This window comes from Gudongella sp. DL1XJH-153 (genome assembly GCF_049310905.1).
Classification (GTDB): domain Bacteria; phylum Bacillota; class Clostridia; order Tissierellales; family Tissierellaceae; genus Gudongella.
The window spans coordinates 16943-42369 of sequence record NZ_JBMEMN010000004.1 but is presented as its reverse complement, the minus strand read 5'-3'; the positions used below and the strand labels follow the sequence as shown (position 1 = coordinate 42369).

25 protein-coding genes are annotated in these 25427 nt (G+C 37.4%); 24 read left to right on the top strand and 1 reads right to left on the bottom strand.

Translation table 11 applies throughout. The features are described 5' to 3' along the window. The first annotated feature begins 62 nt into the window (after positions 1 to 62). The 15 genes from ACOEN1_RS03260 (at position 63) to ACOEN1_RS03190 (ending at position 14576) form a co-directional block, all read left to right on the top strand. Positions 63 to 905: a universal stress protein gene (locus tag ACOEN1_RS03260; protein WP_422484993.1), complete on the top strand. Its 843-nt coding sequence runs from the start codon at positions 63 to 65 to the stop codon at positions 903 to 905. A gap of 55 nt (positions 906 to 960) precedes the next feature. Then, on the top strand, positions 961 to 1188 hold the full coding sequence (locus ACOEN1_RS03255; protein ID WP_422484992.1) for a thioredoxin family protein: 228 nt from the start codon (positions 961 to 963) through the stop codon (positions 1186 to 1188). Positions 1189 to 1305: 117 nt separating this feature from the next. Then, entirely contained in the window at positions 1306 to 1686 is a 381-nt protein-coding gene (locus tag ACOEN1_RS03250) for an ArsR/SmtB family transcription factor (RefSeq protein WP_422484990.1), read from the top strand. Between the two features lie 25 nt (positions 1687 to 1711). Further along, positions 1712 to 2758 carry an ACR3 family arsenite efflux transporter gene (gene arsB, locus ACOEN1_RS03245; protein WP_422484988.1) on the top strand — a complete coding sequence of 349 codons (1047 nt, stop codon included), beginning with the start codon at positions 1712 to 1714 and terminating at the stop codon, positions 2756 to 2758. A 113-nt stretch (positions 2759 to 2871) separates the two neighbouring features. Continuing rightward, on the top strand, positions 2872 to 4191 hold the full coding sequence (locus ACOEN1_RS03240) for an MFS transporter (RefSeq protein ID WP_422484987.1): 1320 nt from the start codon (positions 2872 to 2874) through the stop codon (positions 4189 to 4191). A gap of 150 nt (positions 4192 to 4341) precedes the next feature. Next, entirely contained in the window at positions 4342 to 4998 is a 657-nt protein-coding gene (locus tag ACOEN1_RS03235; RefSeq protein ID WP_422484985.1) for a sigma factor, read from the top strand. Between the two features lie 2 nt (positions 4999 to 5000). Next, on the top strand, positions 5001 to 6011 hold the full coding sequence (locus tag ACOEN1_RS03230) for an anti-sigma factor domain-containing protein (protein WP_422484984.1): 1011 nt from the start codon (positions 5001 to 5003) through the stop codon (positions 6009 to 6011). Positions 6012 to 6238: 227 nt separating this feature from the next. Further along, entirely contained in the window at positions 6239 to 6829 is a 591-nt protein-coding gene (locus ACOEN1_RS03225) for an RNA polymerase sigma factor (RefSeq protein ID WP_422484983.1), read from the top strand. After that, positions 6826 to 7905 carry an anti-sigma-I factor RsgI family protein gene (locus tag ACOEN1_RS03220; protein WP_422484982.1) on the top strand — a complete coding sequence of 360 codons (1080 nt, stop codon included), beginning with the start codon at positions 6826 to 6828 and terminating at the stop codon, positions 7903 to 7905. Before ACOEN1_RS03225 ends, ACOEN1_RS03220 begins: the two co-directional genes overlap by 4 nt. Before the next feature lie 82 nt (positions 7906 to 7987). Continuing rightward, positions 7988 to 9607, top strand: coding sequence for a PepSY domain-containing protein (locus ACOEN1_RS03215; RefSeq protein WP_422484981.1), 1620 nt, complete (start codon positions 7988 to 7990; stop codon positions 9605 to 9607). A 77-nt stretch (positions 9608 to 9684) separates the two neighbouring features. Next, a complete protein-coding gene (locus tag ACOEN1_RS03210) occupies positions 9685 to 10527 on the top strand; it encodes a stalk domain-containing protein (protein ID WP_422484980.1) in 843 nt (280 codons plus the stop codon). 71 nt (positions 10528 to 10598) lie between these two features. Further along, complete coding sequence (locus ACOEN1_RS03205; RefSeq protein WP_422484979.1) at positions 10599 to 12374, top strand: diguanylate cyclase; 1776 nt, start codon at positions 10599 to 10601, stop codon at positions 12372 to 12374. A 73-nt stretch (positions 12375 to 12447) separates the two neighbouring features. After that, complete coding sequence (locus ACOEN1_RS03200) at positions 12448 to 13353, top strand: acetamidase/formamidase family protein (RefSeq protein ID WP_422484978.1); 906 nt, start codon at positions 12448 to 12450, stop codon at positions 13351 to 13353. 126 nt (positions 13354 to 13479) lie between these two features. Then, positions 13480 to 13929 carry a universal stress protein gene (locus tag ACOEN1_RS03195; protein WP_422484977.1) on the top strand — a complete coding sequence of 150 codons (450 nt, stop codon included), beginning with the start codon at positions 13480 to 13482 and terminating at the stop codon, positions 13927 to 13929. 197 nt (positions 13930 to 14126) lie between these two features. Next, positions 14127 to 14576: a universal stress protein gene (locus tag ACOEN1_RS03190; protein ID WP_422484976.1), complete on the top strand. Its 450-nt coding sequence runs from the start codon at positions 14127 to 14129 to the stop codon at positions 14574 to 14576. A gap of 57 nt (positions 14577 to 14633) precedes the next feature. Here the strand turns inward: ACOEN1_RS03190 and ACOEN1_RS03185 are convergent, their stop codons facing one another. After that, entirely contained in the window at positions 14634 to 15530 is an 897-nt protein-coding gene (locus ACOEN1_RS03185) for a LysR family transcriptional regulator (protein WP_422484975.1), read from the bottom strand. Between the two features lie 124 nt (positions 15531 to 15654). On the opposite strand from ACOEN1_RS03185, the gene ACOEN1_RS03180 reads away from it, so the two are divergent. The 9 genes from ACOEN1_RS03180 to ACOEN1_RS03140 all read left to right on the top strand — a co-directional run bounded on the left by ACOEN1_RS03180 (position 15655) and on the right by ACOEN1_RS03140 (position 25413). Next, positions 15655 to 16620: an NAD(P)-dependent oxidoreductase gene (locus ACOEN1_RS03180; protein WP_422484974.1), complete on the top strand. Its 966-nt coding sequence runs from the start codon at positions 15655 to 15657 to the stop codon at positions 16618 to 16620. Positions 16621 to 16739: 119 nt separating this feature from the next. Then, positions 16740 to 17879, top strand: a complete 1140-nt coding sequence (locus ACOEN1_RS03175) for a pyridoxal-phosphate-dependent aminotransferase family protein (protein WP_422484973.1) — start codon at positions 16740 to 16742, stop codon at positions 17877 to 17879. A 315-nt stretch (positions 17880 to 18194) separates the two neighbouring features. Continuing rightward, entirely contained in the window at positions 18195 to 19472 is a 1278-nt protein-coding gene (locus tag ACOEN1_RS03170; RefSeq protein ID WP_422484972.1) for a lactate racemase domain-containing protein, read from the top strand. Between the two features lie 88 nt (positions 19473 to 19560). After that, on the top strand, positions 19561 to 20697 hold the full coding sequence (locus ACOEN1_RS03165) for a CdaR family transcriptional regulator (protein WP_422484971.1): 1137 nt from the start codon (positions 19561 to 19563) through the stop codon (positions 20695 to 20697). A gap of 215 nt (positions 20698 to 20912) precedes the next feature. Then, complete coding sequence (locus ACOEN1_RS03160; RefSeq protein ID WP_422484970.1) at positions 20913 to 22067, top strand: glycerate kinase; 1155 nt, start codon at positions 20913 to 20915, stop codon at positions 22065 to 22067. Continuing rightward, positions 22048 to 23022, top strand: coding sequence for a D-2-hydroxyacid dehydrogenase (locus ACOEN1_RS03155; RefSeq protein ID WP_422484968.1), 975 nt, complete (start codon positions 22048 to 22050; stop codon positions 23020 to 23022). Before ACOEN1_RS03160 ends, ACOEN1_RS03155 begins: the two co-directional genes overlap by 20 nt. A gap of 120 nt (positions 23023 to 23142) precedes the next feature. Further along, positions 23143 to 23784 (top strand): GntR family transcriptional regulator, encoded by a 642-nt coding sequence (locus ACOEN1_RS03150; protein WP_422484967.1) that lies wholly within the window; start codon positions 23143 to 23145, stop codon positions 23782 to 23784. Between the two features lie 70 nt (positions 23785 to 23854). Further along, positions 23855 to 24898: a tripartite tricarboxylate transporter substrate binding protein gene (locus tag ACOEN1_RS03145; RefSeq protein ID WP_422484966.1), complete on the top strand. Its 1044-nt coding sequence runs from the start codon at positions 23855 to 23857 to the stop codon at positions 24896 to 24898. Positions 24899 to 24960: 62 nt separating this feature from the next. Then, positions 24961 to 25413 carry a tripartite tricarboxylate transporter TctB family protein gene (locus ACOEN1_RS03140; protein WP_422484965.1) on the top strand — a complete coding sequence of 151 codons (453 nt, stop codon included), beginning with the start codon at positions 24961 to 24963 and terminating at the stop codon, positions 25411 to 25413. Positions 25414 to 25427: the final 14 nt, after the last annotated feature.

The following is a 25427-nucleotide window of genomic DNA, read 5'->3' as shown; positions in this document are numbered from 1 at the left end:
ATATTAAATTGTGAACTATTTAGATACTGCTGTAGAACATCCTTTAGTAGGGAGGGATTAAGATGTTTGAAAAAATAATAATATCCTCAGAACCATCTTCTGAAGAGCATGACATTACAGAGTGCTTGAAGGGGTTGAAAAAGCTGGGAACAGAAAAATGTCTGCTATTGTACTGCCTGGATCCAAGTGAAGGAGGGGCAAAGATATCATCGTTTTATCAAAAGACTTTGGAAAGTTACGCGGAAAAACAAAAGGTCATATTGGAAAGCCAGGGATATGAGGTTGAGAAGAGCGTTGATTTTGGAGAGGCCGACGATGAGGTAAATATGCTTGCCAGAGATTATGATTACTCTTTGGTCGTAGTAGGTGGGACAATCCAGTCAATAATAAGGGAGAAATTCCTTGGAGGAATGGAGTATAAAATCATACATCATTCCAGGATTCCAGTTCTTGTTGTCAGGATATCTAAAGCCTATGAAGATGAGCTGCTGACCGAAAGATGCCAGATAGCTGACCATGTTTTATTCCCTACAGACTTCTCAAACAACTCAAAGGAGGCTTTTAGACTGATCCTGGAAATGGTAAAATCAGGAGTGAAAAAGGTCAGCCTTGTACACGTAGCTGAAAGGAACATTGCAGATGAGTCAAAAAGAGAGATTATGGAGAAGCTTCAGGGATTTGAAATGGAGCTTATCAAGTCGGGAGCAGAAAAGGTTGAAGTGAAAATACTACATGGTGAACCATCTGATGAAATCATTGGCTACACCGAGGAATCAGATGCTACACTTGTTGTAATGGGATCCCAGGGAAGAGGCTTTCTACAGGAAATTTTCATCGGAAGTGTAAGTCATGACCTGGTTCGCAGGTCACCGGTTTCAGTGCTATTGGTTCCTGCGAAAAGATAATTGCTTGAGCAGGAATACAGGAATATAGGTATACAATTAAAAGGAGGAAGATTGGATGATAGTTAAAGTTTTGGGAACAGGTTGCAAGAAATGCCAGAAGACCGAGGAGAATGCCAGAGCTGCTATAAAGGAGCTTGGAATCGATGCAACAATTGAAAAGGTTGAAGACGTACAGGGAATCATGTCATATGGCGTCATGGCAACTCCTGCATTGGTTGTTGACGAACAGGTCAAGGTCAAAGGAAAGGTTCCAACTGTAGAGGAAATAAAGAAGATGCTGTAAGGTATAATGGCCAGGTGAGAAAATCACCTGGCATATGCATATTATATGTTGACAGCGTCATATTTTGCTGTTAGTATATGAGTGAAATCAAATATACTCATATAAGAGGTGAAAAATTTGGATAATCTATTTAAGGCTTTGGCAGATGAAAACAGGCTTAGAATCCTTAATCTGCTATTTCATTACGAGCTTTGTGTTTGTGAGTTCGAAGTAATTCTTGATCTTACACAATCAAATGTGTCGAGACATCTTGGGAAGCTTAAGTCTAATAATATTATAACAGGATATAAGGATGCACAGTGGATTCACTACAGAATAAGCAACGAGTTCAAGGGAGAAAACAAGATGCTGATGGAATATCTTATCAATAAATTTAGCTCCGAGGAAATATTTACAGCTGACCTTGAAAAGTGCAGGGCGTATGTTGAAAGCCCATACACATGTCAGACCATAAACAACGAAAAGGAGCTTGTCCTATCTTTGTTTAATAATTTATAATTAATACTCTTATGGAGGCGATAAAATGTCAAAAGAGAATCTAGCAGGAATAAGTTTTTTTGAGAAGTACCTTACAGTCTGGGTGGCACTGTGCATGGCTATCGGAGTTGCAATAGGCGTATACCTTCCAGGAATCCCGAAATTTTTAAGTCGATTTGAATATTATAGTGTATCAATACCAGTTGCAATACTTATTTGGCTTATGATCTATCCAATGATGCTTAAGGTTGACTTTAAAAGCGTCAAGCAGGTTGGGGAGAATCCTAAAGGTCTAATAGTAACATGGGTGACAAACTGGCTGATAAAACCATTTACAATGTTTGGAATAGCCTATCTTTTCTTCAATGTATTCTACAGTAATCTAATCGATGCGGAGATAGCAAAGCAATACCTTGCAGGAGCTGTGCTTCTTGGAGCGGCACCCTGTACGGCAATGGTATTTGTTTGGAGTCACCTTACAAAAGGAAATCCGGCATACACCCTTGTACAGGTGGCTACAAACGACCTGATTATCCTGGTTGCATTTGTTCCAATAGTGGCACTTTTACTTGGAGTAAGCGATATTTTTGTACCTTGGAATACCCTCTTTCTTTCAGTAGTGCTGTTTGTTGTAATACCACTAGTTGCAGGAGTTGTTTCAAGATCTGTAATAACAAAGAACAGAGGACTTGAATACTTTGAAAAGGTATATATCCCAAAATTCAATAATGTAACAATCGGAGGATTGCTTCTTACCCTTATTATCATTTTCTCATTCCAGGGACAGATAATAATTGATAATCCACTGAACATTCTTCTTATAGCAATACCTTTGATAATTCAGACATTCCTGATCTTCTTTATCGCATATATGTGGGCAAAGGCATGGAAGCTGCCACACAATGTAGCAGCACCGGCTGGAATGATTGGAGCATCAAACTTCTTTGAGCTTGCGGTAGCCGTAGCAATTTCAGTTTTCGGAATAACTTCAGGAGCAGCCGTAGCAACGGTTGTAGGAGTCTTGGTCGAGGTTCCAGTAATGCTCTTATTGGTAAAGATAGCAAACAATACAAGAGGCTGGTTTACAGCTTAATGATTTGGCTCCCTTAAAAAGGGAGCCACTTTTATGTGCAAATACAGTCCATATCTGATATACTATAACTTTGTAACATTGGGTGTATAAAACCACTAAAAGTGAGGCAGACCATGGATAGAGAAAATATAAAATCAAACAAGAACAAAAAGCCCTATTACGGATGGATTATTGTGGCAGTGGCAGCCCTGACACTGTTTTTTTCAGGGCCAGGACAGACATTTTCCGTATCCATATTTATAGATTATTACGTTGAGACCTTTGGCTGGGGAAGAACTGAAGTTTCCAGCTACTATTCCATGGCAACCCTTTTTGCGGGATTTACTCTTCCCTTAATCGGAAGAGCAATAGATAAAAATGGCCAGAGAAAAATGGTGGCTATTATAGCATTTGCACTTGGAATGGCCGCTCTCTGGATGAGTTTTGTAAGAACTCCTTTGATGCTAATCATCGGTTTCTTTATGATTAGACTCCTAGGGCAGGGATCAATGACACTGTTGCCAAACACCTTGGTGCCTGCTTGGTTTCTAAGAAACAGAGGAAAGGCACTGAGTTTGATGGCTCTGGGAGGAGTGATTGGATCAGCTGCAATCCCACCGTTGAACAACTTTATGCTGGTAAACTTTGGAGCTGCAATAGCCTGGAGAACCTGGACGGCACTTCTGCTTTTGGTAATGATACCAGTTGGATGGACTCTTGTTAGAAATCGCCCTGAAGAAAAAGGGCTTCAGCCAGATGGGGATACAGATGAGGATATTGAGCAAAACAGATTTAGACCGGCAAAGAAAATCGAAGTAAGCAGTTACCCCTGGAGACTGGATGAAGCAATGAAGACCAGAGCATTTTGGTTCTTGCTCCTTACCATGGCAATTCCATCGATGATCAATACAGGGATAACATTTCACATAGTATCAATTATTGGAGAAAAGGGCTTTTCATCTGCCTTTGCAGCAACAATTCTAAGTATTATGGCACTTAGCCAGTTTCCTATGACATTTGTAGCTGGCTTTGTGGTCGACAATGTAAAAGTCCATTATGTTAAGGGTTTTAACTACATACTCTACTTGGTAGTTGTAGCAGCATTACTCCTGGGAAACAGTCCATCGTTACTTGTAATCTACGCAGTGCTGCATGGAGTATTCATGGCATTTGACTCAGTGAGTACAGGAGTGATATGGCCGAACTATTTTGGAAGTGTCAATCTTGGGAGCATACGTAGCATCACGATGACTTCGATGGTAGTGGGCTCAGCACTGGGACCCTTGCCCTTTGGTATGGCATACGATACTTTCGGAGGATACACTGAAATACTATTGATTATGATGGCATTTCCAGTGCTAGGGGCGCTGGCATCATTTGCATCACCTGCTCCAAAGGAACCGGAGCAAAAAGTGGAAGGAAACATCGAGTATCTGGAGGATTCAAATAGATAAAAGCAAAACCCAATTGCGCAGAATATTTATATCTGTTACAATTGGGTTGTTCTATGCTCTCAACTATGTAGAGATGTAATCTAAAAATAATATTAGATTTCAAAATCAGTGGTAACAATATAGCAGAAGGTAGATAAGGAAGGGATAGGAATGCTTGATAGGGAAAAAAAGATTTCAGAAATCAGAGAGAATAAAAGGGATCTGGAGGATTTCATTAAGCTTCACGAAGCCTTTATTTTAAAATCTGCATCCAGGGCATCAAGACACTTTGTCTCAAAGAGTGACGACGAATGGTCTGTTGCTCTAACTGCATTTTCAGAGGCAATAGAAAAATATGACCCAATCAAGGGAAGCTTCCTGACCTTTGCGGGAATGATAATTAGAAGCAGACTGATTGACTGGTTCAGAATAAACGGAAGACAATCAGCAGATGCACATACTGAAGACATGTACAATGATGTTGAGGATACAGGATACAATGACGACTTGAGGCTGGAAATCCACGCCCTTGGAGAAGCCCTAAGGGAATATGGGCTAAGCTTCTCAGACATTGCCAAGAACTCGCCTAAGGCTGAAAAGACAAAAAAAGCATGCAAGGAAATACTTTTGTACCTTATCAAGTACCAGGATTTGATCATTGAAATAAGACGAACAGGAACACTGCCAATAAAAAATATTGAAGAAAATCTCACCCTACCCCGAAAAACAATCGAAAGGCATCGTAAATATATAATAGCTGCAATGGAAATACTGGCAGGGGATTACCCCTATCTTTCAGAGTACCTGCGGTATGTCAAGGAGGAATAACTATGAAGGCAGTAATACTTGAAATAATAAAAGAAAGAGCAGTTGTTATGAAGGAAGACGGTACCGTTAGACGAGTCCGTAATAAGAACTATTCGATAGGAGATGAGATTTACATGAAGGAAGGTATTTTTTCACATAAAAGATGGGCACCGATTGTTGCTGCGCTGTTGATATTTGCAATGGTGGGAACAGGCACGTGGGCTTATGCAACACCAGCATATGAGATTAGCGTGATGGATGGTGAGAAACAAGAATATCTTTTTGAAGTTAATAGAATGGGCAATGTAATAAAAGTAAAATATGATGAAAATGATTATTTTGAAGCCATCGATCCAGAAATTTATAAAGGCAGAAATATTGAAGAAGCAATAGTTCTTATTCTTGAGGATGAGAAGTTTGTTTACGATGATTTTGAAGAAATTTTAATCACCGCAAATGCGGACAACAAGGAAGAATCAGAACAAACAGCAGAAAAACTACAGGAAAGAATAAAGGAATACTGGTCAGAGCTAGAGGAAGGTAAAGAAGAAGTAAACGAAGTGAATAAGACTCCTAGAGTTCATGGACTTAGTAAGGAAGACCTAGTTATATTAAATGACTATGACATAACACCTGGAAAATTAAATATCGTCAAGAATCTTATGTATATAGAAGATAAAGAAGAAGATGATCAATACGTAGAAAACTACTTGAATAAGCTAGAAGATAATTTAGAGGATGGAGAGAAGTTGTCTCAAAAAATCATGGAAGAATTTTCAGCTAGAAATGGCGAGAAAAACAATCCTAGTGTAAATGCACCGGGACAGGTAGATAAAGACGATAAGGAAAAGAAAGAGAAAGATACTCCTCCTGGACTAGAAAACAAATTGGAGGAAGGAACATCTTTAAGAGAGTCAAGAGAAGTAGATTCTGACGACGACAATGATTTTGAAGATGAAAATGAAGACGACACTGACGAATCTAGAAGACCAGAAAGCCCAGGAAATTCAGGCTCAGCTCCTGGAAGAAACTAAACCATACAAACAACTAATTATCGATAAAACCCAAAAGGTGTGCCACCCCACACCCAAAATAAAGCAAGGTCCCGTCAATTTGACGGGCCTTGTTTTTTGACGCTAAAGGAAGCGGAACCTTTGCATTGATTATTTTGGGTATATAATTACGGATACGGAAAATAATAACTGTAGTGATGCAATAAAATCGACCATTCAACGGTTATACTATCAAAGGAGCTATTGAGATGCTGCTATTTACATTTGTCTATGATGACAACTCAGGAAATAATCGAAACAATAAAATAGAAATAGACGAAAATCTTTTCAAAAGACTTGCCAAGGATGATATGACTGCTCTTGATGAGCTTTACTCCATCACAGAAAAGACAATGTATGCATATACAGTGTCTTTGACCAGGGATCACGATGTTGCTCTTGACCTTATGCAGGATACATATGTTAAGATTCTTTCTGCAGCACATCTTTACAAGCCAATGGGCAAACCCCTTGCCTGGATGTTTACCATAGCAAAAAATCTTCACTATTCAAATACAAGAAAGGAAAAGCGAAGTATCTCCATGGAACCTGAAGAGGTTGCGGATGATACGAGGTTTTCATACATAACCGATATGGACGATAGAATTGTCTTGGAGGGAGTCCTTTCAAGGTTGACTGAAGAGGAAAGGGAGATAGTGATGCTCCACGCAATATCGGGAATGAAACACAAGGAAATAGCTGAGGGTCTTGGACTTAACTTATCCACAACCCTTTCAAAATACCACAGGGCACTTAGGAAGCTCAGGGATTACCTTGAAGGAAAGGAGGCGAGGGCATGAAAGATAATCAAATACTGGATAGTCTGAAAAGATCAGCAGATCAGGCGCCAATAGATATACTGGACAGAATAAAGGAAGAACCTAGAACAAAGATGCTAAGACATGATGAAATAACAAAGCAGGATTCCGGGGTGCATCTTGTTAAAAGGTTCCTGCCCTACGCTTCCGTTGTAGCAGCATTCCTGCTTGTATTCTTTGGCTGGCAATACCAGACAAGGATGCCAGATAGTCGAATTTACATTGATGTAAACCCTAGCATTCAATTTGTTACAAACAGACAGGACAAGGTAATAGATATAATTGCTGAAAACGAGGATGGAAAAAGACTAGCAGAAAATCTTGATTACAAGGGGATGACAATATACCAGTTAACAGATGAGATACTTGATAGAATGATGAATGAAAGGTACCTTGATAAGGACCATGAATTCCTGCTACTCTCGGTCTACAATAATGATCAGGACAAGGCTGAAAGGCAGAAGTTAGATCTGGATAAAAGAATCCATGAATACCTTCAGCAAAGGGAGCTTCAACCGATAGTTCTTTCACAGAAGCTGGATAATACTTCAACAATTGAGAACTACGCAAATGAGTTTAACATATCTACAAGCAAGATGACATTTATTAGGAATCTTATTATCCTTAACCCTGAATTTCAAATCGAGGACCTGGTGGACTTAAGCATAGAAGAGCTTGTAAGATTAAGCCAGGGTATGAACTTGGATTTGGATAAGATAATTGATTCTACTGATTTTGAAAGAATACAGACGCCACAAGAAGAACCGTCGCGACCTGAACAATCATTGGATGATGATGACGACGATGACGATGGTGATGATGATGACGACGACGATGATGACGACGACGATGATGATGACGACGATGATGATGATGATGACGATGACGACGACGATGACGATCATGACGATGACGATCATGACGATGAAGATGATGACGATGATGACGACGATGATGATGATGACGATGACGATGACTATGATGACGACGATGATGAAGACGATGATGATGAAGACGACGAAGATGATGATGATGAAGACGATGATGATGACGAATAAATAATAAAAATTGAAAAATTGTGCAATAAAATTAAGACCTTAAGAGTTAACCAAGTATAGAAAGAAAAAGGAGGAACTAGAAATGAAACTTAAAAAGATTTATTACGCACTTCCAATTTTTATACTGGCAATAGTAATGGTGGGATTTGTAGCAGTTCAACCATCAAATTCACTTACAATGGATGTAAATCCAAGTATCGAGATTGTAACAAACAGACTGGACAGAGTGGTTGAAATCAACCCACTCAATGATGACGCAGAAGAACTTTTAAAAGACTTTGATCCAAAGGATAAGAATCTTGAAAGAACTGTTAATGACCTGGTGGATCTTATGATTCTTACCGGACACATAAAAGGTGGAGAAGATAATTTTGTCATGATTACTGTTGATGACGATTCAATGGACAGTAAGCTTGTTGAAAGAGTTAACTCTGCAATTGCAGCAATGCTTGAAAACAAGAAAATTGAAGCAACCGTATTGAATCAGGCGATTTCAAAGAGTGAAAAAGCAGAAAAACTTACTGGAGTTGCACTTGCAGCTCACAGACTCAATGAAATAGATGACGACCTTACTGCAGATGAAATCGGTGAGATGACAGTTAGAGAACTTATTCATTACAGCAAGGACCATAATATTCCAATAGAGAGTCTATTCAGAGTTGCTTCGGGAAAAACTGAAGTTACAACCGAAGGCAGAGTTATGATTTCAAGTGAAGAAGCAGAAAAAATTGCACTTGATAGAGCCGACGGCGAAATTGTAAAGATTGAGCTGGATGATAATAAGTACGAAGTAAAAATCAAATATGATGGAAAAGAGTATGAGTTGGAAATCCATGCAATAACTGGTAAAATTATGAAATTCGAAGTCGAAGATGATGATGACGATAACTATTATGACGATGACTACAAGGATGAATCAAATGAGCCGGCTGATTTGATATCAATGGATAGGGCGAAGGAAATAGCTCTTACTAGAGTTGGCGGCGGATCCATCATGGAATTTGAATCAGACGATGATGAGTATGAAGTGAAAATAAAGTACGATGGAAAAGAATATGAGCTAGAAATCCATGCAATAAGTGGTGAAATTATGAAGTTTGAAGTCGAAGATGACGATGACTATTATGACGATGACTATTATGACGATGAATACAAGGATGAACCAAATGAGTCAGCTAATTGGATATCTATAGAAGAGGCTAGAGAAATAGCACTTGAAGAAGTTGGCGGCGGAACAATAACAGAATTAGAGATAGACGACCACAAGTATGAGATTGAAATCAGATATGATGGAAAAGAGTATGAAATGGAAATCAATGCAATGTCTGGTGATATTATAAAGCTTGAAGTCGATGATGATGACTATTATGATGATTACAAAGAAGAATCGAAAGAGCCAGCAAACAGGATATCAATAGAAGAGGCTAAAGCAATAGCCCTTGAAAGAGTTGGTGGCGGAATCATTACAGAGTTTGAATCAGACGATTACGAATTTGAAATCGAAATCAAATACGATGGAAAAGAATATGAAATCGAGATCGATGCATACACAGGATATATTATCGACTTTGAAGTAGAGTATGAAGATTACGATGATGATGAAGATGATGACGACGAAGATGAAGACGACGATGATGAAGATGATGACGACGAAGATGAAGACGACGATGATGACGATGATGATGAAAGAGATGACGATTAAGAGTAGTTCTTAAGGGGGAGAAATCCTCCCTTTTTTTATGCCTTTTTTTCTAGTATAATCAATGTGGAGGGCGACACATGAAAAAAATTATACTTATAATAATTCTTGGAATATTACTTTCATATATGATACCTGGAATTCCTTCCTATACAGAGGAAGGGATAAAGCTGTATGTCAACGGACATCATCTGTCATTGGACCATAAGCCGGTAATAGAGGATGGAAGGACCCTAGTGCCAGTAAGACGAGTCCTGACAACCCTTGGTGCAGTTATTTCTTGGGATTCTGAAACAAGAAGCATTACTTGTGAGTTTCCTGAATGTATTATTAAACTAACGATAGATAATCCTACAGCCGTCGTAAATGGGCAGAACCATATTATGGAGGTGGCGCCCAGAATAATTGAAAATAAAAGCTACATGCCCATAAGATTTATTGCAGAGAGTCTGGATGCCCAGGTAAGCTGGGATGGAGATAATCAGATTGTCCATATAGATTCTGATAGAATAAATTATCATGGAGAGTATAAGGTCAAAAAGGTGGTTGACGGGGATACAATAGTAGTCCATTATAAAGGAGACGAGGAAACCGTAAGGCTAATAGGGATAGATACTCCAGAAAGTGTACACCCTGATCAAGAAAGAAATACTGAAAGTGGGGAAGTAGCAGCTGGCTTTACCAGAAAATTATTGGATGGAGCGTACGTAGGAATCCAGCTTGATATTCAGGAGAGAGATCAATATGGAAGGCTTCTTGCTTACGTGTGGTTTGAAGGCAAACTATTTAACAGGATGCTACTTGAAGAAGGAATGGCAGCTGTTTCAACCTATCCACCAAATGTGATGTATGAGGATATCCTTATGGAAGCACAGGAGAAAGCTAGAATGAACAGAAGAGGATTTTGGGATAATATTTTTTAGGGTAAAAACCAATAGTGGAGCGAAATCTCTTATATACATCAATACCAATAGATTTTGAAAGGACTTGAGACATGAATAAAAACATCTATATTGAAGCCATAGAGAATAGTGATTGTGCATTTGCATATCACAAAGCAGTTTTTGATGATAACAATAAAATGATTGACTATATTTTTCTTGATGTAAACAAATCCTTTGAAAAGGAGACCGGTCTGAAGAAGGAAAATATAATCAATAAACGGTTTGTCAGGGATATTGCATTAAACGAAGAATACGCAAGAGCTTGGGTGGATATATACGAGAAGGTAATTATTGATAAGAAAATGATTGAGTTTGAAGATTATTCAAAAGAGTATAATAAACACTTTAAAATAAAAGCATACTATTCAGAAGAAAATTGCTTTATAACTCTTTTTACAGACAAGACATTTGAAAAAAAAATACAGGAAATAGCAAAATACTTTTCGGAAAACATGGGTGAGGACGTGGACTACAAAAAAATCGTCCAGCTAGCCCATGAAATTACAGGAGCTGAAGTTTCGGCTTTCAATCTATTCGATGATGATGGCAAGAATTTTACTACAGTATCTGTATTTGCAGAGTCAAAAGTGATTGAAAATGGACTCAGACTTATGAATCAAAAGATAGTTGGAAGAAAATGGGCCTATGATCCTGCAAGAGAAGCATTAACAGCAGGTCGGGCAATAACACATTTTGAGTCCTTGGATAAATTGACAGGTCGTACTATTTCAAAGGAAGTTGTGAAACAACTTATAACAGCATTTCAACTGGGAGAGGTTGTAGTGGCAAAAATCGAGAAAGATGGAAAGGTACTTGGTGATTTTACTCTTCTATTCACAAAGGATGAAAGATTGGAGAATCAGGGTCTATTAAAGCTATACCTGTCACAACTGGGATTATTTATAGAAAAAACAAGGATTTTACAATCCTTAAAGGAAAGTCAAAAAAGGTTTTACTCACTTGCCGAATATGCTCCGGTTGGATTTGTCTCATCTAACACAAATGGAGAAATAACATACGCCAACAAGAGGCTTCTAGAAATTATTGATTCACCATCATATGAAAAGACAGCAAAGATTAATCTTCTGGAATTCCCCAAACTCATTAAAAGCGGTTTCTCTGAAAAGCTTAAGGAGTGCATTGATAATGACAGAGAGATTATTTTTGAAATGTCGTATGAAAGCACTTGGGGAAGACATATCTGGGTCAAAGTTTATTTAACCCCAAACAAAGAAAATGGAAGGGTAATCGGCGCCAATATCATTGTAGATGATATTACAGAAAGGAAAGAAGTAGAAGAAGAATTAAAAGATAAGGTTGAACGAGACCCATTGACAAAAGCATACAACCGACGTGCTATTGATACAATACTATCTGACCGACTGGAAGATGCCAGGGACAATAAGCTTAGCAGCTGTCTGGCAGTGCTGGATGTGGATGACTTTAAGGAAATCAATGATGAGCATGGGCACAGAGCCGGTGACAAGGTTCTTAAATACATCGCATCAAGAATAAAAAAAGAGCTTAGAGAAAAGGATTTGATTATTAGGACCGGGGGAGATGAATTTCTGATCTATCTTCATGACATTAGGGAACCTAAGGATGCTCTAAAATCGATGGATAGAATTTTCAATAAGATCACTGGAAAATATAGATTAGATGATGATTTAGGCGAAAGAAGCAAGACCATTTATATAAGAAGTAGCATAGGGGTTTCATTCTATCCCAAGGATGGAGAAGAGGTCATAGAATTGATGGCTAAAGCCGACAAATCCTTGTATGAGGTGAAAAGAAGTGGTAAGGCAAATTATGATACCGATTTATAGAAACATGAAGTGGTGAGTCTATAATTGTTTGGGTATACAATTTGAAAAGGCTATAATCCTAAGGAGGGGTAAAATGCACAAACTAGAGGGAGACAAGGTTATCTATACCTTTGAGACGGAGATGAAGTCTGTACTTACAATGAAGTCGGGAGAAGAGGTCTTGGTTGAAACCAATGACTGCTTTTACCAACAGATTGAGAATGAAGAACAGGTGTTGATGGAGATTGATTTTGACCACATCAATCCAGCTACAGGACCAATCTATGTTGAAGAAGCAGCACCAGGTGATCTTTTGAAGGTGGAGATTCTGGAAATAAATGTTGCAGACAAGGGAGTGGCAGGAGTTGTACCAGGAGAAGGAATCCTTGGAGATAAGGCCAAGAAACCCATAATCAGGATAATTCCGATTAAAGATGGATACGCACATTACAAGGGACTAAAGATTCCCATCAAACCGATGATTGGTGTAATTGGTGTAGCTCCAGGGGATGAAGACGGAGAATGTCCAACGGAAACTCCTTGGAAACATGGTGGAAATATGGATACAACAGATATTGCCCAGGGGAACACAGTATACTTTCCGGTCAGACAAAAAGGAGCGCTGCTTGCACTTGGAGATTGCCATGCAATTATGGGAGATGGGGAAATATGCTTTACTGGACTTGAGGTACCGGCAAGTGTAAAACTTAGGGTTAGTGTTATAAAGGACAAGAATGTGACTTGGCCATTGATCCAAACAGAAGATTCGACGATGGTGGTTGCATCAGGTTATGATGTTGACAATGCGATCTACAATGCAACTGATGAAGCCGTTAAGATTCTATCAAAGGTCTTGGATATGGAATTTGAAGAAGCATATCTACTGGCAAGCATTGCAGTCCATATGAAGATTTCCCAGGTGGTTGACCCAAGAAAAACCATAAGGTCAGAAATACCACACTCAATAATAGCAACTGAAAAACTATTGGAAAAACTATAATCTAAAGCCTGTGTATTTGCACAGGCTGTTTTTTCGCAAAAATATCCTGCCATACTTTTAACAAATATTGCAAAGGGTATATAACTAATAAGAAGAAAGAGGGTAATTTGGATTGGAGGTAGCGTTATGGATAAGATTTTAGTTCCAGTTGATGGCTCACCTACATCTGAGCATGCAGCTGAGAAGGCAATTGATGTTGCCAAGAAGTACAACAGCAGAATCACATTTCTGTTGGTAGCAAAGAAGCCTGAAGTAATCGGTACAGGTAGCGGAGGCACGGGTACAATCTTCGGCTCCAAGGAATATATCAACGAGTTGAAGGAAGAACAGGAAAAGACTATGGATAACTTTATTGGAAAGTTGAACCTGGAAGGAATAGAGTATGGCACGAAGATTCTTCTTGGAGAGCCCTACGAAGAGATTATTGAGATGTCAGAAAAAGAAAAATTCGACCTTATTGTGATTGGTCGAAGAGGATTTTCCAAGATTACAAGATTCTTCCTTGGATCAGTGTCTCAAAGGGTACTTTCCGGTGCACATTGTCCGGTGCTCGTAATTCCGGAGAAAAAAGCATAATCATTTGCATAATCACAAGCCCGACCTCATTTATAGAGAGGCTGGGCATTTTATTGATTGTCTATGTTTCAAATCTTATATCCAGAGAATATAGTGCTCCTCCTGTTCACTAAATCCGGTTAATACTTTTAGCAGAGATAACGAAGGGTATATAAATAATAAGTGATTAAATGGTAATATGGATTGGAGGTTAATTCATGGATAAGATTTTAGTTCCGGTTGATGGTTCGCCTACATCTGAACATGCAGCTGAGAAGGCAATTGAAGTTGCCAAAAAGTACAATAGCAAACTTACATTTCTTATTGTAACTAAGAAGCCAGATGTTTTCGGTAGGGGTAATAGTAGCGCAGGCACAGTTTTCGGATCAGAGGAATACAGCAATGAGTTGAAGGAAGAGCAAGAAGAAACGATGAAAGATTTCCTTGAGGAGATGAACCTTGAAGGATTGGAGTATGACATTAGGGTACTGGTTGGTGAACCCTACGAAGAGATTATTGAGATGTCTGAAAAAGAGAATTATGACCTTATAGTAATGGGTCGCCGAGGATTTTCCAAGATCACAAGATTCTTCCTTGGATCAGTATCACAAAGGGTGCTTTCGGGTGCGCATTGCCCAGTATTGATAATCCCAGAGAAAAAAGAATAATTGCATACTCACAAGCCCGACCTCATTTATAGAGAGGCTGGGCTTTTTATTGCTTGTCTATATTTCAAGTCGTATATCCAGAGCATCTGATGTAAAGCGAATCCACTCCTTGCTGGCATAGCTCATATACCTGCTCTTTTTCCATATGATCAATAGATTAAGAAATATCTTTGGATCCACAAGTGGTATGAACTTTAGTTTTTGGTCCATCACATGAGAACAGGTAATATGAGGGAGACAGGTAATACCCATCTTTGAAGCGACCATCTCCAGAATGAAGTCCTTTTGTGAACTGTTGCAGATTACATTTGGTGTGAAGTCATTTTGCTTGCACCCTTCGATTATAGCATCATATAATGAAAAATCCTCTTTAAACAGAACAAAACTCTCATCCTTAAGATCCGCAAATGAAAGGCTATTTTGTGAAGCCAGTGGATTGTCAATGTGAACACCTATCATAAGTGGACTCCTCACAAGAGGATATATGTGATAGTCATCCTTTTCAGCAGGATAGGAACAGACAATACCAACATCCAGATTTCCATTATCCAGTTCATCCAGTATTACCTTTGATCCCACTTCTGTTAACTTGATTTCAATCTCAGGATATTCCGATTTGAATTTGCCTATTACAGCTGGGAAAAAAGAAGACCCGATTATGGGTGGAATTCCGATTTTTATCTTACCCTTCTTTAGCTCTGAAAGATTACCGATTTCTACAGGGATGCTATTGAGCATGGAGAGAATATCCACTGAGTACTTGTATAGCTCCTTGCCAGCATCAGTAAGTTGAATCTGGGGAGCCCTGTAGAAAAGCTGCACAGATAGCTCATCTTCAAGAGCCTTGACCATCTTACTGACAGATGACTGGGTAATAAACATCTCTTCAGAAGCCTTTGTAAAGGAGAGATGATTTGCTACAGTTGTGAATGTCTCAATTTGTTTTATATTCATAAACGCCTCCTATTCCAAAATGGAATTAATATCATGATTATTATGAATTTTACTAATGGCTATCAATATAATATTATATACATAAGATAAAAGCAACGACAGATTTTTGGAAAGGAAGGATAATATGAAAAAAAATATATTTATTTCAGGAGTAATTCCAGAGATTGCATTCAGGAAGCTGTCAGAAAAGCACAATGTTAAGATGAACAGAACTGGCAAGCCACTTTCCAAAAAAGAAATCATGGAGGGAATTAAGGGACAAGATGCCCTTCTTTGCATCCTGTCGGATAAGATAGATAGAGAAGTGATTGAATCGAATCCTGGCATTAGAATAATAGCAAATTACGGAGCAGGTTTTGACAATATTGATCTTGCTGCCGCAAGCGAGAATGGAATAATCATAACCAATACACCCTTAGTTTCAACTGTATCAACAGCAGAACTTACTTTCGCACTGATCCTCGGAATTACAAGAAGAATTTCAGAAGGTGAAAGAATAATGAGGTCAAACGAGTTCAAAGGTTGGGCACCGATGTTTCACCTGGGTACAGAACTTAAGGACAAGAAAATTGGAATAATCGGAATGGGTAACATCGGAAAAAACGTTGCAAGAATAGCAAAGGGATTCCAAATGGAGATACTCTACAATAACAGGACCAGATTGTCTGAGTTTGAGGAAAAGGAGTATTCAGCAAAATACAGAAACCTTGAAGAGCTGATGAAGGAATCTGATATAGTAACACTTCACTTAAGCTACCACAAGTCACTGCAGCATTTTATAGGTGAAGAAGAGTTTAAACTGATGAAAAGTTCAGCATATCTTGTGAATGCTGCAAGAGGTCCTTTGGTGGATGAAAAAGCGTTACTCAAAAGTTTAATTGGTAAAGAGATAGCAGGAGCAGCTTTGGATGTATTTGAATTTGAGCCAAAAGTGACTGAGGGACTGGAGCTACTGGATAACGTTTTGCTTACACCACATATTGGAAATGCGACTATTGAAGCTAGAACGGAGATGTCCAAACTGGCTGCAGAAAATATTCTAGATGCTCTGGAAGGAGTTACTCCAAAAAATATTGTAAGAGTCAGTTAAAAATCCATCTGTATGGTTTGACAAACATTTTTCATTGTTTTATAATGGATTTAACAATATAAAACAACATTTAACATAAGTAAAAAGATGATAACAAAAAAACTAGGAGGGAACAATCAATGAAAAACAGAAGACTGGTAATGATACCGGGACCAACACCTGTTGTAAGATCAATTCAGGATCAGATGGGAAGAGAGACAGTAGCTTTTGGAGATCCAGGTTTTGTAAAGGATTTCAAGGGAGTTTTGACTGACCTTAAAGAGCTTTGGGATGTGGATGGAGAAGTATTTGTAGTGGCAGGTTCAGGAACAATGGCAATGGAAATGGCACTTTCAAATACACTTAAAAGAGGAGACAATCTTCTAATCGTATCACACGGATACTTCGGAGACAGATTCATTGAGATAGCAGAGAAAAAAGGACTTAATGTAGATGTAATTTCATCGGAGTGGGGGAAAACGGTTCCTGTAGCTGACATAGAAAAGAAGCTTGGCGAAAAGAGTTACCAGGCAATAACAGTAACTCATGTAGATACATCAACAGCAGCAGTTGCATCAGTAGCTGAAATTGGTGAAATGATGAAGAAATTCCCAGAGACAATATATATTGTTGACGGAGTTGCGGCATCAGCTGGAGAAGAAGAATCCCTTGGAAAGATGAACATAGACATCCTGTTCACAGGATCACAGAAAGCATTTGGAGTAGCACCAGGACTTGCAATTCTTTGGGCTAACCAAAAGGCTCTTGACAGAAGAAAATCACTTGGAAATATCCAGGAATACTATATAGACTTTGAGAAGTGGATTCCAATAATGAATGACACCTCAAAATACTATGCAACACCAGCAGTAAACATGATCTGGGCTCTTCAGGAGTCAATCAGACTGATTAAGGAAGAAGGACTTCAGGAAAGATATGAAAGACACAGAAAAGTTGCAAAGGCGATGAGAGCAGCTCTCGAAGCAATGGGATTCTCAATCCTTGCAGATCCTGCAAACAGAGCAGTGACACTTTCTTGTGTGCTTTATCCTGAAGGCATCGAAGATGCGAAATTCAGAACCTTACTTGCTGAAGAAGGCGCTCAGGTAGCAGGCGGACTTGGAGCATATGCAGGAAAAATGTTCAGAATCGGACATATGGGGAATATCGATATGCTTGATCTTACAGGAGCAATAACAGCAATAGAAAGAACACTCTATAAAATGGGAGTGGATGTTTTAGGAAAGGGAGTAGCAGCCCTTACAAAAGAGCTACAATAGTTTTACAGACCATTGGGTTTGAACAACATTAGGGAAAATCTTCTGGAGTATCCAAGAAATTGTGTAAAGCTAGAATACCCTTGCATTTTCTAACGCTAATAATTTAATCTCCTTTAGTATTTTGGGACTTCAGAAGGACGTATCCCCTAACCCTTATTAATACACACAACCCTGTCAAAATGAGTGACAGAGTTGTGTGTATTTTATAATATATGTCGAAACATTTATTTATAGAATGCATTTGGTCAAAAAAGGGAGCAGTAAATACTAATTTAATGATATAATGTTTGTAAGTAAAATCTTAGGAGGTCTTATATGGATATATTTGAAAAATTACTTGGAGATGTCAAATTACCAAAAGTTTATAAAGTAAAACAAACATTTGATAGACCAAGAATGGATAATATCGAAGATGAAGCTAGAAGAATAATTCTTGAGCATGGCGGGCTAAGTAGTATTAAACCTGGACAAAGTATTGCAATAACTGCAGGGAGTAGGGGTGTAGCCAACATCGCACTGATAATAAAGAGTATTGTAGCTCTTGTAAAAGAGCATGGTGGTTTGCCGTTCATTATACCAGCAATGGGTAGTCATGGGGGAGCAAATTCTGAAGGTCAGATTCTAGTCCTTGAAACCATGGGAATTACAGAGGATTATATAGATGCCCCAATAAGATCCTCGATGGAAGTTATTGAAATTGGTAGGACAGAAAAAAATCTTCCAATACATATAGATAAATATGCAAATGAAGCGGACGGTATAATAGTTATCAATAGAATTAAACCGCATGTAGCTTTTAGAGGTAAATATGAAAGCGGACTTGCCAAGATGGTAACAATTGGACTAGGAAAACAAAAAGGTGCTGAAATGTGTCATAGAATGGGCTTTGGTAAGATGGCTGAAAACATCGAAGAAATTTCAAGAAAGATAGTTGAGAAGAAAAATATTGTTCTAGCTGTTGGATTATTAGAAAATGCTTATGATGAAACATGTGAAATAATTCCGATGAGAAAAGATGAGATATTTACAAAAGAACCCGCATTATTGGAGAGAGCAATGTCAAACCTTCCAAAAATATTTTTCGATAATCTGGATGTTTTGGTAATCGATGAAATAGGAAAGAATATTACGGGTACAGGCATGGATACGAATATAATTGGAAGATACCACACACCATATGCATCAGGAGGACCAAATATAAGCAAGATAGTTGTGCTTGATCTCACAGAGGAATCACATGGAAACGCAAATGGTATCGGCTTGGCGGATTTTACCACTAGTAGATTATTTAACAAGATGAAATTTGACCAAACCTATCCGAATTCAATAACATCGACAGTGCAGATATCAATTAAAATTCCAATGGTTCTCAATACTGATAAACTCGCTATTCAGGGAGCAATCAAGACATCGAACATCGAAGATTTTAACAAAGTCAGACTTATGAGGATTAAAAATACTTTGGATTTGGAATATGCATATATATCTGAATCGCTATACGAAGAAGCTAAGTCTAATCCATATTTAGAGATTGTTGGAGAAATGAGTGAATTTGAATTCAATAAACATGGGGATCTGCCAGAGATTATATAATGATGAAATTGGGCTTTAAAAATATATTAGAATTTTTGAATTTTTCAGCTAAGATCATGAAAAAAATCTAGCCAACAGAGGTGATCCAATGCATGTGCCTAAGGAAATTGCTCAAAATATTGTAGAAGAAATGAAGATTATAATTAATCAAGACATCAACTTTTTCAATACAGACTCTATTATAATTGCTAGCACAGATAAAAATAGAATTGGAGATTTTCATGGTGGTGCAAGAAAAGTTCTTACTGAGAAGGTTGACTTACTAATCAAGTATGACAATGAGTTTGAGGGTGCAAAAAAAGGTATCAACGTTCCAGTATACTTTATGAATGAAGTAGTAGGAGTGATTGGAATAACTGGTGAATATGCAGAAGTTGAAAAATACGGAATGATAATTCAAAGAATGACTGAGATACTAATCAAAGAAGCATACATTAAAGAACAAGAAAACATACACTCGGAAAGCATTCGTATATTTCTTGAAGAATTGTTGTTTTCGAGGAAAACAAATGATGATATATTAAAGACTAGAGGAGAGTTAGTAGGAGTAAATACAGTTATTCCACGGGTAGTAATATTATCAAATGTATTTAACCGAAACAGAAAACAATTATTGTCACCAAATGTAAACGAAAAAATATTAAGGATTTACAGAAAACATGTATCACACGATGAAGAAAACTTGATTCTACAAAGCGGAAATAATATAATTATGATTCTGAAAAGTGATCCAAAAAAAGATCTTGAAAAAGTGCTTCATAATATATCCAATGATGTGGAAGAGCGATTTGATGTTGGAGTTTACTTTGCTTTTGGGAATACAAGTAACAGTCCAAGTAGCATTAAGAGATCATATCAGGAAGCAAAAAAAGCAATGGATATAAGCATGGCTTCAAAGAAACAGCAAATTATATATTACAACAAGCTGGACTTAGGGTTAATCATCAATGATATTTCCGAAAATGTAGCCAGCGAATATCTTGATAAGGTTTTCTGCAGTTTAAAGGAAAATGAGATAGAAGAATATAACCGGTTATTGGAAACTTATGTCAAGAACAATGGGTCTATTAAATTGACATCTGAGGAATTATTTGTACATAAAAACACACTACAATACAGACTCAATAAGTTAAAAGAATTGACTGGATATAATCCTAGAAAAATAGAAGGTATTCTTGTTCTATACTTAGGGTTTTTGTTGCATCAAGTCAACAATAAGAATTAGAATGCAATATAACATATAGAAATCAACTGTCTAAAGTAACAAAGAGGGCAGTTTTTTCTTGTAAAAAAATTGTCGTTAAAACTTAGGCATAACAAAAAAAAGACGAATAAGTTGTTATACATAATATAGTAAAGAAATCCATAAGATTATAAAATATAATTAATAAAGTATTCCGAATATTTATAAAATATAAGTTAATGAAAGAGTGATATTGTATGAAAGTTGTTATTGCAGCTGATTCATTTAAAGGTAGTATGAGTGCCTCAGAAGTTTCAAAGAATATAGAAATTGGATATAAAAAGATTTTTAAGAATGCAGAAATAGTCAGAATACCTATGGCTGATGGCGGGGAAGGCACCGTAGAAACTTTGGTCGAAGCAACTGATGGCAGGTATGTTTATCTCAATTCAACAGATCCATTAGGAAGAAAGATTCAAACTTGTTTTGGAGTTATATACGAAGAAATTGCAGTCATTGAAATGGCTTCTGCGTCAGGTTTGACACTTTTGTCTGAAGATGAATTTAATCCACTTATTACAACCACTTATGGTACTGGAGAAATACTTAGAGCTGCACTAGAAAATGGTTTTAAAAAGATTTATGTAGGACTGGGTGGTTCAGCTACCAATGATGGTGGAGTAGGTATGGCACAGGCTTTGGGCTACTCATTCAAAGATATTGATGGGAAAGAGATTGGTTTTGGTGGTGGGGAATTGCATAAGATTCAATCCATAGATACTCATAATAAACATCCATTGCTTGATAGTGCTGAGATAACAGTAATTTCTGACGTTACAAATAAACTGTGTGGTCCAGATGGAGCTTCTTATGTGTATGGTCCTCAAAAAGGTGCAACAAGAGAAATGGTATTGGAACTAGATGATAAGCTTAGTCATTTATCTAGTAAGATCAATGAAATACTGAGAAATGATGTTAATAGTATTTCAGGTGCAGGTGCTGCAGGAGGTCTTGGAGCTGGGATGATAGCATTTTGTAATGCCAACGTAAAACCGGGTGTAGAAGTATTACTTGATTTACTTGACTTTGAAAACGATATTATGGATGCCGATTTAGTAATAACTGGAGAGGGCAAGATCGATAATCAATCCAAATATGGCAAAGTACCAGTCGGTGTAGCTAGAAAGGCAAAAAAATTCAATAAACCAGTTGTTGCCGTTGTCGGGAGCAGAGGAGACGACGTTTGTGAAGTCTATGATCTAGGAATTGATTTTATTCAGGATATAATTACAAAACCTATGACATTGTCGGAAGCGATGAACAATGCCGAGATGCTATTGATTAACGCAGGTGAAGATGTAGGAAGATTAATGAAACTTAGGGGGTTTTCAGATGAAAATAGTAGTTCTTGATGGATATACATTAAATCCAGGAGATTTGTCTTGGAAAGAATTTGAGAAGTATGGTGAAGTAAACGTTTATGATAGGACTTCTTATGACGTAAATAATAAAGAACTGATAATAGATAGGGGAAAGGATGCAGATGTAATACTTCTAAACAAGACTCCTCTGAGTAGAGAGATGATGGATCAGATGCCAAAACTCAAATATATTGGGGTGCTTGCGACCGGTTATAACATTGTTGATATTGAGGCTGCAAATGATAAAAATATAATTGTAACCAATATACCTACTTATGGAACAACAGCTGTAGCTCAAATGGCTTTTGCTTTGTTGTTGGAGATTTGTCACCATGTTGGTGAACACAGTGAAGCGGTTTTCAAAGGAGAATGGAGCAACAATGAAGATTGGTGTTTTTGGAATCATCCTTTGATTGAATTAGCGGGTAAGACAATTGGTATAGTAGGGTATGGAAGAATTGGACAAAATGTAGGAAAAATTGCTCAGGCATTTGATATGAAAGTACTTACAAATGATAAATATCCAATAAAAGATCTTGAGAATGAGAATCTTAAATATGTTGAATTAGATGAATTATATGCAAACTCTGATGTTATTAGTCTGCATTGTCCTTTATTTGATTCAAACAAAGGAATGATAAACAAAAATAGTATAGCTAAAATGAAAGATGGGGTCATAATACTTAACAACTCAAGAGGTGGATTAATTAATGAGAGTGACTTACTGGAAGCACTTGATTCAGGGAAAGTTTATTATGCTGGATTAGATGTTGTATCATCAGAGCCTATAAAAGAGGACAATCCTTTACTTAAAGCAAGTAATGCCTTTATTACACCTCATATATCATGGGCACCAAAAGAATCTAGATCTAGACTTATGAATATATCGATAGATAATTTCAAGGCTTATATGAGTGGTGAGCCAGTTAATGTAGTGAACAGATAGGGTCTAATATCAAATATTTTGAATTATTAAAATATTATAATATATACTTTATAAATTATAATTGAAATTGATTTGCTACCATGGTACTATTGACTTATAAACTAATATCGGAGGAAATCAATGAAGCATTTAGGTCTGAAAGCAAAAGCATATCAATTGATCAAGGATAGATTATTAAAAGGTGAAATAAAGCCAGGCGAGAGAATAAGAGAAGATTTGCTGGCTGAGTCAATCTCTATGAGCAGAACACCTGTAAGGGAAGCCATAAATCAGCTTTCAGCTGAGGGATTTGTAATTCAAGTGCCAAGAAAAGGAGTATTTGCAAAAGAATTCACATTAGAAGAGCTCGCCGATATTGTAGACGTAAGGATCATACTGGAAACCTACGCAATCAGGAGATGTTGTGATTCCGCCACTGAAGCTGATATAAAAGAGCTTGAAGGAATACTTAGTAAAATAATTGAAGCTGTTGATAAAGATGACCCTGGACGATTTGGAATGTATGATGGCATTTTTCATAAACAAATCGGAAGTATATCAGAGAATAAACAAGCAATATCTTTCATAAATCATGTAGAAGACTTAAGTGTATATTCACGGAAAATGGAAATATTTTCTGATTATAGATACATCGTAGCAACTTCTATAGATCAGCATCAAGAGATTATTGATGCTTTAAAATCTAAGAATAAGGAACGAGCTGCTAATGCAGTTGAAATAAATATAAGAGAAGCTTTAAAGAGATTGAATAGTTACGTTTAAGGAGGTGGATAGACAAGCATAGGATTTTGGAAGATGAGGAAGAATCAAAAAAAAACAATGGAGGGGAAAAATGAACAGAAAATTATTAGCACTACTATTAGTAACCTTGATGACATTCACAGTACTTGTAGGATGTAGCCAACCAGCTGAGGAACCAGCAGAAGCACCAGAAGAGACACCAGCTGAAGCTCCAGAAGAAACACCAGCAGAAGGAAATGCTGAAGGATATCCAGATAAACCAATTAATGTAATAGTATCTTATTCAGCAGGTGGAGGTACAGATGTAGGTGCAAGAATACTACTTCCATATGTGGAGGAAGAATTAGGTGTACCACTAAATGTAGTTAACAAACCCGGTGGAGGTGGCTGGGTAGGTTGGACTGATTTAACAAATGCTGATCCTGATGGATATACAATAGGTTACATAAATACTCCTAACCTAATAACAGGATATCTTGACCCTCAGTACAATAGAACAGATAAAAGCATTGATAGCTTTGATTTGATTGGAAATCACGTACTAGATTATGGTGCAGTAGCTGTTAAAATCGATGATGATAGATTTGATACAGTTGAAGATCTTATGGAATATGCAAAAGAGAACGATCTGATAGCAGCTAGCACTGGTGCTGGTTCAGACGATCATATCGCACAACTTAGACTAAACCAGGAGTTTGATACACAATTTGTAAACTTGGCAACAAGTGGAGCATCTGAAGGAAAAGCAGCATTGCTTGGTGGTCATATAGATGTATGGTTTGCAAACGTTGGAGAGGTTGCAGTTCCAAACGAAAATGGGGAAGTAAAAGTGCTTGGAGTTCTTAGTGAAGAAAGATCCCAATTCATGCCAGAAGTTCCTACATTTGAAGAATCAGGTTATCCCGGAGTATACACTTGGTCTGCTAGAGGCTTAGCTGCACCAGATGGAATGGATCCAGCTGTACTTGAAATACTAGTAGAGGCATTTGATAAGGCTATAAATAATCCAGAGCAAATTGAAAAAATGAACGAAATGGGACTTGCTGTTCACCATCTGAAAGGTGACGAATATTACGAATTCCTTGAATCAGATGTAAATAATGTAAAAGCAGTAAGTGAATTACTAGGATACTAAACAACTTGTATGAGCAGGACTTTCAAATCCTGCTCATATACTAGTCTATAAGGAGGTTGAACATGAAAAAGAAAATCCACCATGATATTTATGTTGGTTTGTTCATGGGGTTGATTTCTTTGCTAGGTTATATGAGAACAGCAGTAATGCCTACAGGTGCTGACTTGTTTCCAAAGATTTTATTCGGACTTTTTGGCTTTTTCTCATTATTTATCCTCATCAAAGGGATTGCAAAATCTAAGATATTAACTAGCGAGAACAGAAAAGACATTATAACACTAAGTGGATTAAAATGGCCACTTGCAGCATTGTTAATAATTACAGCTTATACAATACTTCTGAGATACCTAGGATTTTTCGTATCTACAATTATATACATACCATCGTTCATGTTTTTCTACAGATACAAGAAAATTCCAATTATGTTGGTTTCTGTTATTGGAATGATGATATTCGTATATTTAGTATTTGTTAAGCAATTAAATGTACAATTTCCAAAAGGAATTCTATTTTAGCAGAAGGAGGTGAT

Coding starts and splice junctions, on each gene's coding strand:
- ACOEN1_RS03260 (WP_422484993.1), top strand. CDS start 63: ATGTTTGAAAAAATAATAATATCCTCAGAACCATCTTCTGAAGAGCAT.
- ACOEN1_RS03255 (WP_422484992.1), top strand. CDS start 961: ATGATAGTTAAAGTTTTGGGAACAGGTTGCAAGAAATGCCAGAAGACC.
- arsB (WP_422484988.1), top strand. CDS start 1,712: ATGTCAAAAGAGAATCTAGCAGGAATAAGTTTTTTTGAGAAGTACCTT.
- ACOEN1_RS03240 (WP_422484987.1), top strand. CDS start 2,872: ATGGATAGAGAAAATATAAAATCAAACAAGAACAAAAAGCCCTATTAC.
- ACOEN1_RS03235 (WP_422484985.1), top strand. CDS start 4,342: ATGCTTGATAGGGAAAAAAAGATTTCAGAAATCAGAGAGAATAAAAGG.
- ACOEN1_RS03230 (WP_422484984.1), top strand. CDS start 5,001: ATGAAGGCAGTAATACTTGAAATAATAAAAGAAAGAGCAGTTGTTATG.
- ACOEN1_RS03225 (WP_422484983.1), top strand. CDS start 6,239: ATGCTGCTATTTACATTTGTCTATGATGACAACTCAGGAAATAATCGA.
- ACOEN1_RS03220 (WP_422484982.1), top strand. CDS start 6,826: ATGAAAGATAATCAAATACTGGATAGTCTGAAAAGATCAGCAGATCAG.
- ACOEN1_RS03215 (WP_422484981.1), top strand. CDS start 7,988: ATGAAACTTAAAAAGATTTATTACGCACTTCCAATTTTTATACTGGCA.
- ACOEN1_RS03210 (WP_422484980.1), top strand. CDS start 9,685: ATGAAAAAAATTATACTTATAATAATTCTTGGAATATTACTTTCATAT.
- ACOEN1_RS03205 (WP_422484979.1), top strand. CDS start 10,599: ATGAATAAAAACATCTATATTGAAGCCATAGAGAATAGTGATTGTGCA.
- ACOEN1_RS03200 (WP_422484978.1), top strand. CDS start 12,448: ATGCACAAACTAGAGGGAGACAAGGTTATCTATACCTTTGAGACGGAG.
- ACOEN1_RS03195 (WP_422484977.1), top strand. CDS start 13,480: ATGGATAAGATTTTAGTTCCAGTTGATGGCTCACCTACATCTGAGCAT.
- ACOEN1_RS03190 (WP_422484976.1), top strand. CDS start 14,127: ATGGATAAGATTTTAGTTCCGGTTGATGGTTCGCCTACATCTGAACAT.
- ACOEN1_RS03185 (WP_422484975.1), bottom strand. CDS start 15,530: ATGAATATAAAACAAATTGAGACATTCACAACTGTAGCAAATCATCTC.
- ACOEN1_RS03180 (WP_422484974.1), top strand. CDS start 15,655: ATGAAAAAAAATATATTTATTTCAGGAGTAATTCCAGAGATTGCATTC.
- ACOEN1_RS03175 (WP_422484973.1), top strand. CDS start 16,740: ATGAAAAACAGAAGACTGGTAATGATACCGGGACCAACACCTGTTGTA.
- ACOEN1_RS03170 (WP_422484972.1), top strand. CDS start 18,195: ATGGATATATTTGAAAAATTACTTGGAGATGTCAAATTACCAAAAGTT.
- ACOEN1_RS03165 (WP_422484971.1), top strand. CDS start 19,561: ATGCATGTGCCTAAGGAAATTGCTCAAAATATTGTAGAAGAAATGAAG.
- ACOEN1_RS03160 (WP_422484970.1), top strand. CDS start 20,913: ATGAAAGTTGTTATTGCAGCTGATTCATTTAAAGGTAGTATGAGTGCC.
- ACOEN1_RS03155 (WP_422484968.1), top strand. CDS start 22,048: ATGAAAATAGTAGTTCTTGATGGATATACATTAAATCCAGGAGATTTG.
- ACOEN1_RS03150 (WP_422484967.1), top strand. CDS start 23,143: ATGAAGCATTTAGGTCTGAAAGCAAAAGCATATCAATTGATCAAGGAT.
- ACOEN1_RS03145 (WP_422484966.1), top strand. CDS start 23,855: ATGAACAGAAAATTATTAGCACTACTATTAGTAACCTTGATGACATTC.
- ACOEN1_RS03140 (WP_422484965.1), top strand. CDS start 24,961: ATGAAAAAGAAAATCCACCATGATATTTATGTTGGTTTGTTCATGGGG.